The sequence below is a fragment of the Actinokineospora enzanensis DSM 44649 genome (genome assembly GCF_000374445.1).
GTDB lineage: Bacteria > Actinomycetota > Actinomycetes > Mycobacteriales > Pseudonocardiaceae > Actinokineospora > Actinokineospora enzanensis.
Genome location: NZ_KB894433.1, coordinates 84,574 through 101,885, shown reverse-complemented (window position 1 = coordinate 101,885; position 17,312 = coordinate 84,574). Strand labels below are relative to the sequence as shown.

The 17,312-nt window shown below is 71.8% G+C and carries 18 protein-coding genes and 1 pseudogene; 7 read left to right on the top strand and 12 right to left on the bottom strand.

The window, feature by feature from the left end; translation table 11 throughout:
- Positions 1-196, top strand: a pseudogene (locus tag C503_RS0129080) (IS630 family transposase); the annotation flags it as partial.
- A gap of 82 nt (positions 197-278) precedes the next feature.
- On the opposite strand, the gene C503_RS0129075 reads toward C503_RS0129080, so the two are convergent.
- The 6 genes from C503_RS0129075 to C503_RS0129050 all read right to left on the bottom strand — a co-directional run bounded on the left by C503_RS0129075 (position 279) and on the right by C503_RS0129050 (position 4,408).
- Positions 279-1,217, bottom strand: a complete 939-nt coding sequence (locus C503_RS0129075) for an ROK family protein (RefSeq protein WP_018685744.1) — start codon at positions 1,215-1,217, stop codon at positions 279-281.
- Positions 1,214-1,552 carry a hypothetical protein gene (locus C503_RS0129070; protein WP_018685743.1) on the bottom strand — a complete coding sequence of 113 codons (339 nt, stop codon included), beginning with the start codon at positions 1,550-1,552 and terminating at the stop codon, positions 1,214-1,216. The genes C503_RS0129075 and C503_RS0129070 overlap by 4 nt, the downstream gene beginning before the upstream one ends.
- A 70-nt stretch (positions 1,553-1,622) precedes the next feature.
- On the bottom strand, positions 1,623-2,759 hold the full coding sequence (locus C503_RS0129065; protein ID WP_018685742.1) for an ArsA family ATPase: 1,137 nt from the start codon (positions 2,757-2,759) through the stop codon (positions 1,623-1,625).
- Positions 2,760-2,766: 7 nt separating this feature from the next.
- On the bottom strand, positions 2,767-3,204 hold the full coding sequence (locus tag C503_RS0129060) for an SRPBCC family protein (protein WP_018685741.1): 438 nt from the start codon (positions 3,202-3,204) through the stop codon (positions 2,767-2,769).
- 24 nt (positions 3,205-3,228) lie between these two features.
- Positions 3,229-4,017, bottom strand: coding sequence for a metallophosphoesterase family protein (locus C503_RS0129055; protein WP_026316808.1), 789 nt, complete (start codon positions 4,015-4,017; stop codon positions 3,229-3,231).
- A gap of 10 nt (positions 4,018-4,027) precedes the next feature.
- Positions 4,028-4,408 carry a hypothetical protein gene (locus C503_RS0129050; RefSeq protein WP_018685739.1) on the bottom strand — a complete coding sequence of 127 codons (381 nt, stop codon included), beginning with the start codon at positions 4,406-4,408 and terminating at the stop codon, positions 4,028-4,030.
- Positions 4,409-4,607: 199 nt separating this feature from the next.
- Between C503_RS0129050 and C503_RS0129045 the strand changes: the two genes are divergently transcribed.
- The 5 genes from C503_RS0129045 to C503_RS0129025 are packed head-to-tail and all read left to right on the top strand — an operon-like array spanning position 4,608 to position 7,545.
- The gene (locus C503_RS0129045) at positions 4,608-4,952 is read left to right on the top strand and encodes a hypothetical protein (RefSeq protein WP_018685738.1); all 345 of its coding nucleotides are present in this window, start codon (positions 4,608-4,610) and stop codon (positions 4,950-4,952) included.
- Positions 4,949-5,947 (top strand): C40 family peptidase, encoded by a 999-nt coding sequence (locus C503_RS0129040; RefSeq protein ID WP_026316807.1) that lies wholly within the window; start codon positions 4,949-4,951, stop codon positions 5,945-5,947. Before C503_RS0129045 ends, C503_RS0129040 begins: the two co-directional genes overlap by 4 nt.
- Complete coding sequence (locus tag C503_RS0129035) at positions 5,944-6,201, top strand: hypothetical protein (protein WP_018685736.1); 258 nt, start codon at positions 5,944-5,946, stop codon at positions 6,199-6,201. Before C503_RS0129040 ends, C503_RS0129035 begins: the two co-directional genes overlap by 4 nt.
- A complete protein-coding gene (locus tag C503_RS0129030) occupies positions 6,198-6,485 on the top strand; it encodes a hypothetical protein (protein ID WP_018685735.1) in 288 nt (95 codons plus the stop codon). Before C503_RS0129035 ends, C503_RS0129030 begins: the two co-directional genes overlap by 4 nt.
- 10 nt (positions 6,486-6,495) lie before the next feature.
- On the top strand, positions 6,496-7,545 hold the full coding sequence (locus tag C503_RS0129025) for an NACHT N-terminal helical domain 7-containing protein (RefSeq protein WP_026316806.1): 1,050 nt from the start codon (positions 6,496-6,498) through the stop codon (positions 7,543-7,545).
- Here the strand turns inward: C503_RS0129025 and C503_RS0129020 are convergent.
- The 6 genes from C503_RS0129020 to C503_RS0128995 form a co-directional block, all read right to left on the bottom strand.
- A complete protein-coding gene (locus tag C503_RS0129020; protein ID WP_018685733.1) occupies positions 7,542-8,684 on the bottom strand; it encodes a glycosyltransferase family 4 protein in 1,143 nt (380 codons plus the stop codon). The genes C503_RS0129025 and C503_RS0129020 overlap by 4 nt on opposite strands.
- A gap of 19 nt (positions 8,685-8,703) precedes the next feature.
- Positions 8,704-10,053 carry a hypothetical protein gene (locus C503_RS0129015; RefSeq protein ID WP_018685732.1) on the bottom strand — a complete coding sequence of 450 codons (1,350 nt, stop codon included), beginning with the start codon at positions 10,051-10,053 and terminating at the stop codon, positions 8,704-8,706.
- Between the two features lie 124 nt (positions 10,054-10,177).
- A complete protein-coding gene (locus C503_RS0129010; RefSeq protein WP_018685731.1) occupies positions 10,178-11,200 on the bottom strand; it encodes a C40 family peptidase in 1,023 nt (340 codons plus the stop codon).
- A 496-nt stretch (positions 11,201-11,696) separates the two neighbouring features.
- Positions 11,697-11,882, bottom strand: a complete 186-nt coding sequence (locus C503_RS0129005) for a hypothetical protein (RefSeq protein ID WP_018685730.1) — start codon at positions 11,880-11,882, stop codon at positions 11,697-11,699.
- A 95-nt stretch (positions 11,883-11,977) separates the two neighbouring features.
- Positions 11,978-13,729 carry a D-alanyl-D-alanine carboxypeptidase family protein gene (locus C503_RS0129000; protein WP_018685729.1) on the bottom strand — a complete coding sequence of 584 codons (1,752 nt, stop codon included), beginning with the start codon at positions 13,727-13,729 and terminating at the stop codon, positions 11,978-11,980.
- Positions 13,730-13,803: 74 nt separating this feature from the next.
- Positions 13,804-15,156 (bottom strand): NYN domain-containing protein, encoded by a 1,353-nt coding sequence (locus C503_RS0128995; protein WP_018685728.1) that lies wholly within the window; start codon positions 15,154-15,156, stop codon positions 13,804-13,806.
- 426 nt (positions 15,157-15,582) lie between these two features.
- Between C503_RS0128995 and C503_RS0128990 the strand changes: the two genes are divergently transcribed.
- Complete coding sequence (locus C503_RS0128990; RefSeq protein ID WP_018685727.1) at positions 15,583-17,304, top strand: DEDD exonuclease domain-containing protein; 1,722 nt, start codon at positions 15,583-15,585, stop codon at positions 17,302-17,304.
- The last annotated feature ends 8 nt before the right edge of the window (positions 17,305-17,312 follow it).

Genomic DNA, 17,312 nt, shown 5'->3' with positions numbered 1-17,312 from the left:
CTGGTTCGCCGAATTGACCAACCGCAAACTCCGCCGCTCCACCCACCGCAGCGTCACCGAACTCGAAGCCGACGTCCGCCGCTGGATCAACGAATGGAACGCGGACCCCAAGCCCTTCGTCTGGACCAAAGCAGCCGACGACATCCTCAACACACTCGCCGCCTACTGCCAACGAATTACCGACTCAGAACACTAGCGTCTCTTTTGTGGGCCCGCCCCCTGGTGGGGCGGGGCCTGCCTGGCGACAGGATCAAGCAAGCCGAGCCGATTCGGGGGTGTCAGGAGTGGGCGGCCAGGGCGGCGGCGCCGACCAGGCCCGCCGAGTCCCCCCGGTGGGCGGTCCGGATTCGAGCCACCGGTCGGTGACCAGCACCGGTAGCGATCCGCTGGTAATGCTCACGGGCAGAGTCCAGGAACAACGGCGCCGATTCCGACACCCCACCCCCCAGGACGACCAGTTCCGGGTCATAGATGTCGGCCACCAGGGCCAGCCCCTCACCCAGCCACTTCGCCAGCTCCTGGAGGGCAAGACGGGCCACCGGATCGCCGTCGCGGGCGGCCGCGGCGACAAGGCGGCCGGTGATGCCGCCAGGGTCTCGTTTGGCCTCGCGGGCCAGGATCGTGGATTGGCCGCGATGTCTGCCCAGGAGGCCGATCGCGGTGGCGGCCAGCGCCGTGCCGCTGCAGTAGCGTTCCCAGCAACCGGCCTTGCCGCAGGAGCAACGGCGGCCGTTCGGGACGACGCGCAGGTGGCCGAGTTCGGGGGCCACACCATAGGCGCCCCGGAAGACCTCGCCGTCCAGTAGCAGGGCCGCGCCGATGCCCGTGCCCAGCGCGATCAGGAGGCCGACGTGCGCGCCGCGCAGGGCGCCGAAGCGGTGTTCGGCGACCCCGGCCGCGTTCGCGTCGTGTTCCAGCACCACCGGTAGGCCCGTGCGCGCCGTGATTCGGTCCGCGACCGGGGCGTCGCGCCAGGGCAGGTGTGGGGCGAACCGGACCGTTCGACGGTCGTCCGCGACGAACCCGGCCACGGCGAGGCCGATCGCGGTGATCGGGTGGCGGTCGCGGAGTTCGTCGACGAGGGCGCAGATCACGTCCTCCAGTTCCGTCTCCCCGACCGGTGTCGAGCCGCGGGCCGTGTCCAGGACCGTGCCCCGGTGGTCGACCACGCCCGCGCGGACGCTGGTGCCGCCGACGTCGATGCCGATCGTGGTCACCGGGGCCTGCGGCGGACCGGGATCGGTTGCACGCGGTCCGACTTCGGTGGGTCGGGGCGGAACCCGGGCATGTGCGGTTCGCCGGGCTGCCAGCGGTCGGCCAGTACCGCGCGCAGGAGGGCGATCACGTCGGCGAGGCGGTCGACGCTCTTGGCGGCGAGGTCGTTCGGTTCGCCGCGGACGAGGGCGATCAGCGCGCACAGCGGGCACGAGTCGCAGGCCGAGGTGGGGTGGTCGGTGGACACCCGGTCGAGCCATGGGGCGACGCGGTCGGCCGCTGCGGACAGGAGCAGGACCAGTTCCTCCGCGAGCCGGGTGCCCGGGTCCGCGTTCATCCGCATGCCTCCTGTTGTTCCGCTCCGGCCGCATCATGGCATTCCGCGCGGCCGCGGGCAGGACCCAGGCTCACGCGTCCGGGGTGAACCGCACGGTCAGGCCGCCCGCGTCGGCTTCCGCGTCGACCACGGCGTGCCCGCGCAGGGCGGCCGGGAGGGCGACGAGGCCGCGCACGCCGTCCACGGTGACCGCCAGGTCGTCGCCGACGCGGGTGAGGTCGAGGTCGGCGTCGTCGGTGAGCGGCAGGGTGATCGTCAACAGGTAGTCGTCGCCGTCCGATGCCAGCGACAGCAACGGTGTGGCGGGGGCGCTCTCGGCAAGCGGGTCGTCGTCTCGGTAAAGCTCGGTCGCGACCGCGAGCAGTGCCGCGGTGCCGACCGGTTCGTGGGCGAGATGTTCCACGAGCTGAACGCGCAGCGGCGTCGCGGCTTCCAGCTCCGACAGCACCGCGTCCTGTTCGGACCTCCGCGTGCGCAACCACGCAGCAGCAGGACCATGCCAGCGGCTGGCGCGCGGTATGAGCCGGTTCGCGATCAGCGCGTCCACTTGCACACCACGCAACGCCAGCGCCGTCAGCGTGCGGCGGGTCTCGGCGACGACCAGTCGTTCCGGGGTGAGCACGAGCCGGACCCCGGTCTTCTCCGCGTCGGTCAGCAGCGCGCGCAGCCCGGCCAGGTGATCGGCGAGTTTGCCCACGCCGTCGGCCACCGCGCGCACGTCGGGCACCAACCGGGCGCCGCGCAGCCGTTCGAGGTAGGTGGTCACGGCCTCGGGCAGGGCGAGCAGCCGGAGCGTCTCGGCGGTCGGCCCGCAGTCGACCACCAGCACGTCCCATGGTCCGGTCGCGGCGAGGCGGGCCACTTCGGACAGTGCGAGCACCTCGTCCACGCCCGGCAGGACGGTCAGCTCCTCGGCGTCGACCGCGTCGATGCCCAGCCCGGCGGCGACGCCGCGGAACCGGGCGCGCAGGCCCGGCCAGGCGCGGTCGACCAGGCCGCGCGCGTCGATGTGCGCGGCGTACAGCGAGGTGTCCACTTCGGCGGGTTCGGCGCCCAGAGGCACGCCGAACGCGTCGGCCAGCGAGTGCGCCGGGTCGGTGGAGACCACCAGCGACTTGCGGCCGGACGCGGCGAGCCGGGCGGCCGTCGCCGCGGCGAGGGTGGTCTTGCCCACCCCGCCCTTGCCGGTGAACAGCAGGACCCGCACCCGGCGGTCAGCCCCGCTCGACCCGGCGCTTGAGCTCCTTGAGCGCGGTGTCCATGATCATCTTCTCCGCCTTGCGCCGGAACAGGCCGATCATCGGCACCGCCAGCTGCACCGACAGGGTGTAGGTGACGGTGGTCCCGCCAGCGTCCGAGGTGAGCACGTAGCTGCCCCGCTGAGCCCGCTGCATCTGCCCCTTGACCAGCGTCCAGTCCACCCGCAGGCCGTCGTCGGCCCAGGTGTAGGCGAGCGTGTAGGAGTCCTTGAACGGGCCGCTCTCCAGCGCGAACGCCACCTGCTCGGCCCGCTCGCGCGCGTCCAGGGAGAGCACGTCGACCTTGGTGAACGCCTGGGCCCACTCGGGGTACGCCGGGAAGTCCGCGATCACCGCCATGATCCGCTCGGGCGGCGCGTCGACGACGATGGACTGGGTGGACTCGTCGGCCATGCCCGGCAGGCTACCGGGTCCGGCTCACCACCGGAGCACGTAAGGCCTGCCGGAGCGCTGGAAGTGACCCACGTTCGCGCACTCGGTCCGGCCGACCCTCGCGCGGACCGCGAGCGGCTGGTGGACATGCCCGAACACCGCCCAGCGCGGCCGGTGCGCGGTGATCGCGGCGAGCAGCGCGGTGGAGCCGAGCTCGACCCGGCGGGCGACGACGTCGTAGGTCAGTTCCGGCACGTCCGGCGGCACGTGGCTGCACAGCACGTCCACCGGCCCGAGCGCGGCGACGCCGACCGCGAGCTCCTCCTGCGTGCGCAGGTACGGGCGGAACACGGCGCCGGGTCGGCGGACCGCGCCGGACGGCAGCACCGCGCCGCCGACGAAGCCGAACCGCAGGCCGCCGATCTCGGTGGTGTCGCCGTCGAGCACCCGCACGCCATCGCCTGCGAACTCCGGCCACAGCTCGGGCAGGTCGACGTTGCCCGGGGTGGCGTAGGTGGGGGCGGTCATCGCCGCGAACAGCTCCTTGTACTGCTCGCGGACCGCCTCCTCGACCAGGTCGGCGGCGTCGTCCAGGCCCGCCCACAGCTCGCGCGCGAACGTGGCGGCGGCGTTGTGCCTGCGCTCACGGCGCAGCCGGGCGAACTCGCCGACCTGCTCGGCACCGAACACGCGGCCCATGATGCCGCCGCCGTGGTCGTGGTAGTCCACGAAGTCGATCAGGTCGCCGAGGACCACCAGGGCGTCGGCGCCCTCGCCCGCCCGAGCCAGTGCCTCGGCGTTGCCATGCACATCGGACACGACATGGACCCGCACGGAGATCACCCTACGCGTCGCCCGGGGCCGTCCCCGGGGCTCGCCCACCCTCCAGGACGGTCTTGAGGCCCAACGCCAGCTCCTTGGCGGCCAGCTGGCGGCGCACCCGCTCCCGGTTCAGCCCGCGCGGCGAGCGCGGCCCGGGGGTGTCGGCGCGCAGGAAGTAGTGCACGAGGGTGCCGTCCAGCACCGGCTCCAGCCACACCTCCATGGTGCCGACCAGGGCCCCGCGCACCGTCCAGCGCAGGCCCTGGTCGCCGCGGTCGGCGTAGACCTCCAGGTCCAGGTCCGGCCAGAACCGACGCCAGCGGCCGGGATCGGCGAACACGGCGGCGGCCGCGGCGGGCGCCACCACCACGAACGTCTCGTCCACGACGTCGATCTGCGGCATTCCGGCAGCATGTCACGGCGGTCCGGGAGCCCGCGCGGGGCGGGTCAGCGCGCCGGTCGCCGACCCGGAGGGGAGATCACTCCGAGGTCGCCGCCATCTACGCCCGCTAGTCCCTGCGTGCAGCTGATGTGACCTGTTGTGCACCGGGGCTCGGTCTGTCCGCTGGTGTGCGCGATTGTGGGTGGGCGGAGGAGGCGGGATGGATGAGCGGGAGTTGATCGGGATGATCGGGGCGGAGCTGGGGGGTGGTTTCGCGGTCGATGTCGGGGCGTTGGAGGGGTATTGCCGGGAGGCGGGGGCTCGGGGCAAGGCGGTTCGGGACGTGGGGCGGGGGCTCGCGGTGGTGGACGGGTCCGGGTTCGGGTGGGTCGGGCGGGAGTCCGGGTTCGCTGACGCCGTCAAGGAGTTCGCGGAGTCGTTGGGGCGGCGGGTGTCGGGGGCGGCCGAGAGTGTCGAGGAGCTGGGTAAGGCGGTGGGGCGGTCCGCGGAGGGGTATCGGCGGGCGGACAAGGGGAACGCGGACAAGTTCATGGGGGAACGGTGAATACGGAGAGTGTTGTCCGGCATTTCGCGGCGGACATGATCCTGCATCGGAATCGGTTGGCGGGGAAGGTCGGGGACGCGCAGGAAGCGCAACAGGCGTTCGCGGGTGTGCGGGAGAAATTGGTCGAGCAGCATGACGTGCACCGCAAGGCTGTTCAGGGGGTGGCGTGGTCGGGGCGGGACGCGGCGGGGTTCGGGCGGCAGGCCGGGAAGGTCGATCGCGGGATGATGGCCACGGCCGCGGCGGCTTCCTCGGCGGCCGGGATCGTCGCGGAGGCGGCGCGGGTGCTCGATGGTGGGCATGGGGCGGTGGTCCGATTGCTCGACGAATACAACGAGAAGGCGACCGCCGTGGTGAACGCGGGGTTGGCGGTCGGGCAACGTCCGGCGTTGGTGCGGGCGGTCGGGCAGGTGGCCGATCTGGTGCGGACGTACACGGCCGAGTCGGCGAAGCAGGTCGCTGAGGCCAAGGCGGCGCTGTCCGAGGCCGCGCACAAGTTACGGGCGTTGACCGAGCCGGTGGCAAAGCACACCGAGGCCGCGCACAAGCCTGCGGCCGGGAAGGCGCACAGCACAGGCAAGGCTGGCGAGATTACTCGGATTGCGGCGACGCAGCTTGGCTATCACGAGGGGGCGAACAATGCGAACAAGTACGGTCCGCAGGCCGCCTGGTGTTCGTCATTCGCCAGCTGGGTGTGGAAGCGGAGCGGCGTGGACATCCCGATCACCCCGTTCACCGGCAATGTCTTCCACTGGGGTCAGCGCAAAGGCCTCGCCTACCACGACCTCACCCGCGCCCGCCCCGGTGACGTGCTGCTGTTCGGTACCGGGCCGCAGAACACGTCGACGAGCAAGCACATCGGGATCGTGGAGAAGGTGCACGGCAACACGGTGACATTGATCGAGGGCAATTCCGGCCCCAACACCGACTCGGTCGTCCGCCGCCCCCACGTCCTGTCCCACAACACCTTCTACGGCGGAGTCCACCCCTCATGACCGGCCGAGCCCACGCCGACGGCGTCGAAATGACCGTGCACCCCGGCGGCGCGCTGGAATCCCTGCACCTCACCGAGTCCGCCCTCCGCCGCCCCGACCTCGCCACCACCATCCTGCGCGTCGTCGATGCCGCCACCGCCGATGCCAACCGCCGGGCCCGGCACCTCATCGGCGCTGTCCCAGCGCATCTGCTCGGACTCGATTGCCCCGAGACCACCGAGGCCACGACTCCGGAAACCTGGAGGGCGCAGTGATCAGCACCCGGCTGGACGCGCTCACCGCGACCGTCCAGGGTCCACACGGGATCGAGCTCACGGTCAACCTTGACGGCAAACCGATCGCCCTCCACCTCGGCACCGCCCAACGCCACATGTCCGCCACGGCGCTGGCCCGGGAACTCATCACCCTCACCCACCGCGCCGCCGCTCAAGCCCTCGCCGACGGCCTCGCAACCCTGGCCCCGTTCATCGACGACGACCTGCTCACGCCCTCCACAGAGGACACGAATTCGGACGACTGGCACCTCGGCAACTCATAGAGTGCACGCCATGGCAGGCAACCTGGTGATCACTCTCCGCGGCGCACTGGCCGCCCTCGCCAACCACCAGCGCACATCGCGGCATGCCCTCAATGCCTTGTTGGGCAACGCCTTCCGGTTCGCGGGTCGACCCACGACCGCGGCCATCCACGGCTGGGCGGACCGACGGGACGAGGTGACCGGCCTCATCGACGGTCTCCTCGACACCACCACCGACCTCCTCACCCGTACCAGCGGCCTCAACCGGAACGACCGCGTGGTCGCCATCCACACCACACTGCTGGCCACCCCGCTCCTCACAGGCTTGGCCGCGGGCTGCGCCGACGTCAGGATCACCGAGTCCACCGAGGCCGATGCCCTGATCCGCCACCTGTATTGCTCCGATCTACCGCACCTGGGCGCCCACCAGGGAATCGAGGAGACCGCGCAGGCTCTCCGAGCCTGGTCCGCCGAAGCACTGACCCGCACCCTCGCGGCTTTCCGCGACACCGGCCTGTCCGGACACGACTTCCCGAAGAACTTCGCCGATCAGGTACGCGAGAACTACCGGGCGAGCTACCAGAGGTTCAGCGAGTCAGTCCCGGAGTTCCGGCTCTGGTCCGGCCTGGGCACCCGATCCGACCCCGACGCCATGCTTACCCGCCACCTCACGACGTCGACGGCGATCCGGTCCCCGCTCCTGGCCGTCGGCCACCCCGACGCGGCCGAATCCCTGGTCACCAGCGTTCTCTCGGCCCGGTTCCCGGAGGGGCACATGGTCACCCGAGTACCGCTTCAGGATGTCCACGCCACGGTCGAGGAGCAGCTGCGGGACCCGCTCGACGTGACCGACGACCACTACATCTCCCGACACGTCCCCGGCACCGCACACATGGTCCTGCTCGACGACGTCGAGGACCTGTTCGCGACGATCACCACGAACCGCCCCACCTACCTCGACGAGATCGTCCTGTTCCAGGACATCGCGGCAGCCCTCAACTGCGAACTCGCGGTCGTGATCGCCACCCGCGCCCTCGAACCCAACATCCCCAGCCGATTCCCCGTGATCACGCTCGGCTAGTTGCTGAACCGGTAGACCGTCTCCCCGTCCAGTAGCTGCTGCAGCCGGTCAGCACGGTCGGCCCAGTGCCACTCGCGTTCCATCCAACGCCGCCCCGCCGCGCCCATCTCGGCCGCGCGCACCGGATCCGACAGCAGGTCCGCGATGTGGCCTGCGATCTTCGTCACCGCCCGTCCGTCCACCACGTGCCCGGTCTTCCCGTCCAGCACGGCCTCCGGCGCGCCCCCCGAGTCCCCCACGACCACCGGCAGCCCGGTCGCCGCCGCCTCCAGGAACACGATCCCGAGGGCCTCCACGTCCAGCCCACGCCCATGGGTCCGACAGGGCATCGCGAACACATCACCGGCCGCGTAGTGGGCGGGAAGTTCCTCCCACGGCACCGATCCGGTGAACACCACGTCCACTCCGGACTCACGGGCCAAAGCCTCCAGGCGCGGCCGGTAGGGACCACCGCCCACGATCAACAACGCCGCATCCGGAACGCGGCGGCGGATATGCGGCAGCGCGCGGATCAGAACGTCCTGCCCCTTACGCGGCATCAACCGGGACACACACACCACGACAGGTCGATCCCCCAGCCCGTGCCGTGCCCGGATCTCCGCGCGCGCGACCGGGTCCGGCCGGTACACCTCGGTGTCCACACCGGACGGGACCAGCTCCAGCGCCGCCGACGGCCCGAACGCCGCCGCGAACCGGCGACGGGTGTACCTGCTCACGTAGGTCACCACGTCCGCGGTGCCACCAATCCGCCGCAAAGCCTGGCGGGCGCCGGGCAGCATCGACCAGCCCACCTCGTGACCGTGCGTGCTTGCCACCACCCGCCGCGCGCCCGCCTTGCGCAGGCCGGGGCCGAGCAGGGCCAGCGGGGCCGCCGCGCCGAACCAGACCGCGTCGCAGCCTTCGGCGCGGAGGATCTCGCGGGCGCGGCGGGCGACCGACGGAACCGGCAGCATCAACGCCGTCGGATGCCGCACGACCTGGAACGACTGGGCCGCGTCGAACGCATCCGCGCCCTCCCAGGCCGGTGCGTAGACCACCAGCTCCCGGTCCGGCAGCCACCTGGCCAGGGTATGCAGGTAGGTCTGGATCCCCCCGGGGCGAGGCGGGAAGTCGTTGGTCACCAGGAGGGTCTTGCGCACCCACCCAACTTAGCCCCGGCTACCGCAGGGTCGTGCGCAGGTAGCCCTGCCATGCCTGCAAAAGGCCACGCCGGTCCATCCCGATCACCTGTCGGAGCAGGTCGTCGGTGTCGCTGGCGGAGATCGGGCCCGCGCCCGCCACCGCCCGGTACAGCGCGACCAGCCTGGCCTCGCCGAAGCGGTCGGCGACGAACCGGGCGATGGACCAGGCCTGCTGGTAGGCCAGGTCGAGGCTGCGGTCCCTGGCCCGGAACTCCCGGTCGTCGGGCAGCGCGGTGGGCGGGCCGGAGTCGCGGACGCGGCGGGCCAGGTCGGGGGCGCCCTGAGCCAGGGTGACGCCGCTGTCGCGGTAGCCGACGTAGTCGGCGAAGCCCTCCAGCAGCCACATCGGCGAGCCGTCGACGGTCTCCGCGCGGGCGGCGACGTGTGTGATCTCGTGCCGGAGCACCACCCGCAGCGACGACAGCGACAGCGCGCGGGCGCCGGTGGGGCTGAGCACGACCCGCTGCCCGGTGGCGGTGTGCCGGGCGGTGTCGACCCGGTCGGCGATCGCGACCGCCACCACCGACTCGACCGGGAAGTCCGGGCCGACCAGGGCGCGCATCTCCGGCAGGCTGTCCGGCAGGATCATCGCCACCCGCTTGGGCCAGGCGTCCCCCCACACCTCGCTGACCGCCTCGACCGACGAGTCCAGCTCGCGGACCAGCCGGTCGACCATCGGCTGGCTGCCGCGGTGGGCCAGGACCAAGCCGTGCGCGGTCGGCGTGACCACGCACGGGCCGAAGTCCCACGGCCCGCGCCAGCTGCGTCGGCCCAGGTCGTTGAGGGCGGTGTCGGAGCGCAGGTACCAGACGCCCGCGCGCTTGGCGAACAGGTAGCCCATCGGTCGGCTGGTCGGGGTCTGGTCGATGCCGCGCAGCGCGTACCGCAGGTCGACCGACGGTGCCCACAGCTCGGCGGTGGGGTCGGCGGCGGGGGCGGGCAGCGAGGCGACGTCCAGCGTGTCGTCCGCGCGCAGCCCGTAGGACCAGGTGTCCAGCGGGATGTCGCCGAGGTTGGCGAACAGCGCGCGCTGCTCGTCCAGGAAGGCCGGGTCGGCGTTCGGGTCGAGCGTGGCGGTGAACGCGGCCTCGTCCCGATCGAGCATCGCGGCGGCCCGGCGGCGCAGCAGGTCGGTGACGGCGGTGGCGCGCTGCGCGTCGGCGGTGTCGACCGACTCCGACGGCGGCGGGACCGCTCCCATCGGCTGGCCCTGGCCCGCCTGCGCGCGCGGCTGGGCCGGGGCGGCGGGTAGCGAGATGACCACTATCCCGGCCAACGCGAGGACGGCGACCGCCGCGCTCAACCACGCTCTCGCCCTGTTGGCCACCGGGGAATCCTAGGGCCGGACCGCGACAGTGGCGACCACGAGGCGACCGCACTCGCGCTGACCACCGGAAACGGGAAAGGGGCCGGGACCACGTGGTCCCGGCCCCCAGAAGATCCCGTTCGGGTCAGCCGACGATGCGGCGGGCCCCGATGTAGTCCTTGCCGCCGCCGTCGATGGTGTCGGTCTTCACCGGCACCCCGGAGGTGGAGGCGTGCACGATCCGTCCGTCGCCGATGTACATGGCGACGTGGTGGATGGAGGCGACGCTGCTGCCGTAGAAGATCAGGTCGCCGGGCTGCAGCGCGCTGCGCGAGACCGCCACGCCGTAGCCGTACTGGGACCGGCTGGAGTGCGGCAGCGAGACGCCCGCGGCCGCGTAGGCGTACATGGTCAGGCCGGAGCAGTCGAAGGTGCCCGGGCCCGCGGCGCCCCACACGTACATCTTGCCGCGCTGGGCGAGGGCGACGTCCATGGCCTTGCCTGCCGCACCGGCGGGCGCCAGGTAGACGCCGTTGTCGACGGGGCCCTTGAGGTCCGTCTTCTCCTTCGCCGAGAGCTTGCTCTCGGCATCCTTGACGTCCTTGATCTGGCCCTGCAGGTCGTCGTACTTCTTCTGCACGTCGGCGGTGAGCTTCTCGGCCGCGGCCTTGGCCTCGGTGGCGCGCCGCTGGCCGTCCTCGGCGAGCTTGCGCGAGTCGGCCGCGGTGTTCACCGCGCTGGTGTACTTCTGCAGCGCGTCCTGGTTGTCCGCGGCCAGCACGTTGAGCGCGGAGGCCCGCTCCAGGAAGTCGTCCGGGGAGGTGCCCGCGAGCAGTGCGGAGATCTTGTTGAAGCGGGCGCCCTGGTAGGAGGCGTTGGCCAGCTGGTCGACCTGGCCGCGGAACTGCTCCTCCAGCGCCATGGCCTGCTTCTCGTTGGCCGCGGCGACGGCGACGTCGTTGGTGGCCTTGTCCAGCTCGGCCTGCTTGGTCTGCAGGTCGGTGCGGGCCTTGAGCAGGTCCTCGTTCACCTGCTCGGCCTGCTGGCTGAGCTCCTGGTACCGCTTCAACGCCTCGGACGCGGTGGTCGGGGCGGGCGGGGCGGCCGGCTGCGCGAAGGCTGGGGAGGGTGAGAAGGCGACCACGGCGACCACGGCCGTCACGCTCATGGCACACCGTTTGGCACGTTTGAGTCGATGCGACGACACGGTCGCGCGTACTCCTTCGTCCGTAAGACCGCCGAGGGGCGCGCCTCGTGTGCCCGGCCACGCACGGACGCCGTACGGCGTCCGGCCGGGTTCGGCGCGAGCGGCAGTACCGCTTGCGTCCCGAGCGAGGAGCCCCACCGTGGGGGAGTTCCGGTTCAGCCCCGGGGAGGGCCGATTCGGCGGCGATCTCGCGTAGCCACCCTCGGGGTGGGCGGCTGCCTGCCGCGAGATCTCGGACAGGTTACGAAAAGTGAGCCCACGCGTCCACCGGCCCGAGCGAAAAAGGCTCACCTGTCGCCGGAAAACACCAACGGAGCAGTCCCGACTGCCCTGTGTGATGGTTGCAACAGCACTGTTCACCCGGGTGGTGAACCGCTCGGCGACCGAAGCGACCACTCATCGCGTCGCCGGTTTCACCCGGGCGTGTCGGTGCCGATCCGGCCGGTTTCGCGGCCGATCAGGCCGACTTCTCGATCGGCAGCAGCCGCAACCGCGGCACCAGACCAGCGCCCGCCAACACGTCGATGGCCTGGCGTTCCGAGTCGTCGAGCTCCACCGTCGGCGGCGCGCCGAGCAGCGCGGTGATCACGCAGTCCCGGCACGCGTCGCCCCGGACCACACAGGTGTCGCAGTCGATGATCATTGCCGCCTCCGCCACATCCGATCTTGTGCGACCGAGATTAGAAGAGGGGACCGACAATTTCGCTCAGGTGTTCGATGGTTCGCTCGAACGGATGATCAAGCGCCGATGAATTCCCAGTGCCACGGCTCCGCGCGGCCGCCGCCGGGACGCGCCCAGGGCGGATTCGACCAACCGAATCGACCGGCCGCGGCGATCATCCACGCGTATTCCGGCGAACCAGCGGTCTGCACTCCCCCGCAGAGATCCACCGCGAGCCCCCAACCGTGGTTGCTCGTGCCCGGAACCGCCGCCAGCGCCGGTTTGACCGCGTAGAGGCGAACTTGGGCGGCGAAGGTCCGATAGGAGTCGGTGATGCAGAGCGGGTGGCCGAAAGTGAACGCGAAAGCCTGGGACAACGCCTGGTAAGCCTGCGCGGCGTCGCAGCGGAGCAGGTGCGAGCCCACGCCGAGTGGACACAGCGCCGCGGACGGAATCAGCCCGTTCGGATAGCCACCCCAGGCCCCGGCGGCCTCTCCCGCCCCGCGCGGCGGGAGCTGCACGCCGCCGCAGCGCCACGGCAGGCCGCCGTCGGTCGCCTTCGGCGTCGGTTGGGGCGGGCGTCGGGCCAGGGACGGGCGGGCGATGCCCAGGGCGGTGTCCGGACCGGGCAGATCGGTGACCACGACCCCGGCCAGACGCGCGTCGGCGGCCAGCATCGTGCGCTCGTCCAGCACTATCCCGACTCCCTGCGCACCGAGCCTGGCAGGGCCGAGGAATACGACGTCTCCGGGGCGCGCGTCCGCGACAGGCGTGAGTACGGCCATCTGCTCCCCCACTGCCCCGGGGACGTCAATGCCACCTGCCGCGTAGGCCGCGCGCACCAGCCCGTCACACGAGTACGCGACCGGGCCCTCACCGCCCACACCGGGCACGTACGGCCTGCCGAGGGCGGCCACCGCGGTGTCCACGGCCTTGATCGTCTCCGCGGGGAGGATCAGGAGGCGCTCGCCGTTGACCTCGACCTGCGCAACGCCGGGCTGGGGCGTGCCGTCCGCGCTGACGATGGGCTGCATGTTCGCTGGTAATCGGGCCGGGTCGCTCAGTGCAATGGCAGGTGGCGACACGATGCCTGCTGCCGCGAGGCGGTCGGTGTAAACACGCCAGTTGGCCGCGGTCTGGGTGTTGCGCTCCCGCTGCGCCTGCTGCTGGGCGACCACGGCGGCGTTCGTGTCGTCGACCTGCCCGCGCAGCTCGGACGAGACGGCGGCGGCCCGGTTGGCCGCGTCGGCGGTGCGACGGTCGAGATCGGCCTTCCGGTCGGCGGCCGTGCGCTCGGCCGCCACCGCGGTGTTCTCTGCCTCGATTGCACCGTCTTGCCTGCTTGTCGCCTCGGATAACTGCCGGTCCTGGTCCGCGCGCGCTCGCCCGATCAGCTCGCTGCGCGCGAGGAAGTCCTCCGGTCCGGTCGCGGTGAGCACGGCCTGCATCTCACTCGGACGGGAGAGCGCGGTGTAGACGGCGGAGGTGTAGTCGTCGACCTCGGCCTGCCGCGCGGCCACGACCTCGTCCGCCGCCGCACGCTCGCCTCTGGCCTGGGCAACACGGCCGGTGGCGGCGTCGACCTCGGTCTGGGCGGCTTGGACGTGGGTGGCGAGATCGGCCAGCTCTCGCTGCACGTCGGTGGCGGTGCGTTGCAGCTCGGCCACTTTCGGGTCGGCGAACGCCTCACCCGGCCGGGGATCGGGTGGCGGCACACCGGGCCCGACCCCGGCCTCCACCTGCGGCGGATCGGTCGACTGGGCACCTGCCGCCGGGGCCGTGAGCAGGCCCGCCACCAGCACCAACGCCCCCGCCGCGCGTCCCAGCACCCGCCCGCACCCCCAGTCGACGACTCACACCGGAATGTCGGCACATGTGAACGCTTTGCCACCCGCACCCACCACTAGATCCGTCCCAGCCTGGCGAGTAGCACTGCGGAGGGCACCGGGTGCGCGCCACGGCGACGTACGGCGTCGGCGACGGCGCGGTCGGAGGTGACGACCACGACCGGTCGGCCCTCCGGCTCGGCGGTGACCAATGCCTTGATCACGTCGTCGGCCAGCACCCCGGGGTCGCTGAACAGCACGCGCACCCCGCGTGGGGCCGCGACCGGGACGGCGACCACACCAGCGCCGTCGAAGACCAGGGTGACCTCGGCGGATGTGCGGGCGGCCAGGGATGCCAGCTGTCGGACCAGGCGGTCGCGTTGGTCGGCCAGAGAGAGGTCGGGGTAGCCCGTCTTGGTGACGTTGTAGCCGTCGACGACCAGGTGCACGGCGGGCAGGGCGAGCAGGCGGTCGAGTGCGGCCGGGTCCTCCACTCGGCCGACCGTGCCCTGGGCCGTGGTCGCGCCGCGGACCATGTCGGCCGGGCGGGGGCCGCCGCCGCCCAGGGCGAGTTCGCGGCGGAGGCCGGTGACGGCGCCGTCGAGCGTGTCCACGAGCAGGGCCAGGCGCACCTCGTCGGCCTGGCGGGCCTCCCGGGCGGACTGCCGGGCGATGTCGGCGTCGGCCTCGGCGCGGGCGGCACGGTGGCGTTCCGTCTCAGCGCGGTCGCGCTCGCGGTCGCGCTGTTCGGTGAGCGCGGCCAGCGCGGTGTCGGTCTCGGCGCGTACCCGCTGCACCACGTCCTCGGCCGCGGCCGCCGCGTCCCTGGCCTCGCGAAGTCGGGCACCCTGCTCGCGCAAACGTTTGCGGAGCCGTTCCAGCTCGACCTCGCCCTCGGCGCGCACCCGGTCGACGGCCCCGGTCAGCTCGGCCAGCTGGGCCTTCGTCCGCTCCAGCTCGGACTCGGCCTTGGTCAGCTTGGTCACCGCCGAGTCCCGCTCGGCCCGCAACGAGGTGTCCGACGCGCGCCGCGACACCAGTTCCAGGTAGTGGACGGCCGACTCCTCGCCCAGCAGCACGGCCGCCGCCGCGACCGCCACCGGGTCGTCCCCGCCCAGGTCCAGCGCGGCGGGCCGGTTCTCCCGGCACCACTCGACCACGGCCGTGCGGAACGCGGGCACGTCCCGCAGCCCCGCCACGATCGCCGAGCCACCCAGCCGGGCCCGCTTGGCAGGCGCGAACCTGGCCACCGCCCGCAACGCCTGCGGCACGTCCACCTGCGGCAACGCGCCCACCGCCGCCGCCCCCAGCTCGGCAAGCCGAGCCCGGACCGGCTCCGGCAGCCCCGACCACTCCACGGCCGGACCCGAACCGTCCGATGTGGACGGCTCCGGTTCCGCCGGGTCGACGGGTACGGACGACAGCGCCATCCCTTAAGGCTAGTCGCGCCGCCCGGAACCGCAGCGGGGGAACACCCGGCCAAGTGATCCACTACCCACCACCCCCGCCCGCACACCCCCGAACCGGACAGTCCGACAGCCACACCCCACCAACACGTGATAGCCCCTCCGGGTAGACCCCTTAATGCGACCAGCCATCACAGCTATAGGTAATCCCCGGTTCGCCAGACGCGGCGTAGACCCGTTGACCTGGGCCATCGCGCTCACATGACCCGCCACACCCCCTCAGCTTCCAACAACGCCCACCAGCCAAAGAGCGCAATCCCTCGCACCCAACAACCTCCCACCCAACCGCACCATCCCCCACCAAGCCGGGAACGATGCCGGGCGGGGACGAGAGGGCGGGCGGCGGGAGGAATCCCACACTGTCGGTGCGGTGATCTAGCTTTCTGGCCGATGCGCACCGCTGATCACACCCGGCCGCCGCAGCTCGCGTTCGACGAGCTGGGGACGCCGCTGCGCGAGACCACGTTCGTGGTGTTCGACCTGGAGACCACCGGGGGCAGCGCGGATACCGACGCGATCACCGAGTTCGGCGCGGTCAAGGTTCGCGGCGGCGAGGTGGTCGGCGAGTTCGCCACCCTGGTCGACCCCGGCCGGGGCATCCCGCCGGAGATCGTCACGTTGACCGGGATCACCGACGCGATGGTGTGCGCCGCGCCCCGGCTGGAGGAGGTGCTGCCCGCGTTCCTGGAGTTCGCGGCCGGGTCCGTGCTGGTCGCCCACAACGCGGGGTTCGATGTCGGGTTCGTCAAGGCGGCGTGCAACCGGCTGGGCTATCCGTGGCCCAAACCGACGGTGGTCTGCACGGTCCGCCTGGGCAGGCGTGTCCTGTCCCGCGAGGAGGCGCCGAGCTGCCGTCTCTCCGCACTGGCGGCGCTGTTCCGGGCCACAACCACCCCGAACCACCGCGCGCTCGCGGACGCCCGTGCGACCGTGGACGTGCTGCATGGCCTGTTGGAGCGGGTCGGCTCGCTCGGGGTGCAGTCGCTGGAGGAGTTGCTCGACTACATCCCCGAGGTCACGGCCGCCCAACGACGCAAGCGCACGCTCGCCGAGGACCTGCCGAACGAGCCCGGTGTCTACCTGTTCCGCGGCCCGTCGGACGAGGTCCTCTACGTCGGCACGTCCTCCGACCTGAAGCGCCGCGTCCGCCAGTACTTCACCGCGAGCGAGACCCGACGCCGCCTGCGCGAGATGGTCGCGCTGGCCACCCGGGTGGACACGGTCACCTGCGCGCATTCGCTGGAAGCGGAAGTCCGCGAGCTGAGGCTGTTGGCGGCGCACAAGCCGATGTACAACCGTCGGTCGAAGAATCCCCGACACGCGTGGTGGGTAGTGCTAACGGACGAGCCGTTTCCTCGTTTGTCCATGGTCCGCCGCCCTCGCGAGGGCGCGCTGGGTCCGTTCCGCAGTCGGGGGCACGCGGAAGAGGCGATGAACGCGTTGCAGGACGGCGCTGGGATTCGGCCGTGTGCGTTGCGAATCCCCGCGCAGGGAGCGTCACATACGCCGTGTGCGCTGGCGGAGTTGGAACGGTGCGCGGCTCCTTGCGCGGGACGGCAGACTGTCGAGGAGTACCGGCCTGCTGTGGACGCGGTGGATGCGTTGGTGGGTGGACGTTCTCTGCTGCCGTTGGATCGGTTGGAGCGCAAGCTGACCGAACTGTCCACTGCGGAACGGTTTGAACAGGCCGGTACGGATCGCGATCGTCTGCGGACATTGATCCGAGCTCTCGATCGCGGGCAACGGTTGTCAGCGCTCGCGATGATCCCCGAACTCGTCACCGCCCGGCCGGACACGCTTGGTGGCTGGGAGTTCGCGGTGATCCGTTACGGGCGGTTGGCGTCGGCCGGGGTCGCTCGCCGGGGAGTGCAGCCGATGCCTGTCGTGGATAGCCTTGTCGCTTCGGCGGAGACGGTTCTACCCGGTGCGGGGCCGTTGATGGGGGCGCCTGCCGAGGAGGTGTCCGTGGTGCTGCGGTGGGTGGATCGGCCCGGCACTCGGATGGTCCGGTGTGCTCAGCCTTGGGCGGAACCGGTTTACGCGGCCGCTCGGTGGCGAGGTTGGGTGGAACAGGCCGATAAAGCTCGTTCTTCGATGTTGCCTCGGGATTGACCCGCCGC

Bases quoted from the DNA above. Each gene is read 5' to 3' on its own strand.
- C503_RS0129070 (WP_018685743.1), bottom strand. From the start codon at position 1,552: ATGAACGCGGACCCGGGCACCCGGCTCGCGGAGGAACTGGTCCTGCTC.
- C503_RS0129060 (WP_018685741.1), bottom strand. From the start codon at position 3,204: ATGGCCGACGAGTCCACCCAGTCCATCGTCGTCGACGCGCCGCCCGAG.
- C503_RS0129050 (WP_018685739.1), bottom strand. From the start codon at position 4,408: ATGCCGCAGATCGACGTCGTGGACGAGACGTTCGTGGTGGTGGCGCCC.
- C503_RS0129045 (WP_018685738.1), top strand. From the start codon at position 4,608: ATGGATGAGCGGGAGTTGATCGGGATGATCGGGGCGGAGCTGGGGGGT.
- C503_RS0129035 (WP_018685736.1), top strand. From the start codon at position 5,944: ATGACCGGCCGAGCCCACGCCGACGGCGTCGAAATGACCGTGCACCCC.
- C503_RS0129025 (WP_026316806.1), top strand. From the start codon at position 6,496: ATGGCAGGCAACCTGGTGATCACTCTCCGCGGCGCACTGGCCGCCCTC.
- C503_RS0129010 (WP_018685731.1), bottom strand. From the start codon at position 11,200: ATGAGCGTGACGGCCGTGGTCGCCGTGGTCGCCTTCTCACCCTCCCCA.
- C503_RS0129005 (WP_018685730.1), bottom strand. From the start codon at position 11,882: ATGATCATCGACTGCGACACCTGTGTGGTCCGGGGCGACGCGTGCCGG.
- C503_RS0128995 (WP_018685728.1), bottom strand. From the start codon at position 15,156: ATGGCGCTGTCGTCCGTACCCGTCGACCCGGCGGAACCGGAGCCGTCC.
- C503_RS0128990 (WP_018685727.1), top strand. From the start codon at position 15,583: ATGCGCACCGCTGATCACACCCGGCCGCCGCAGCTCGCGTTCGACGAG.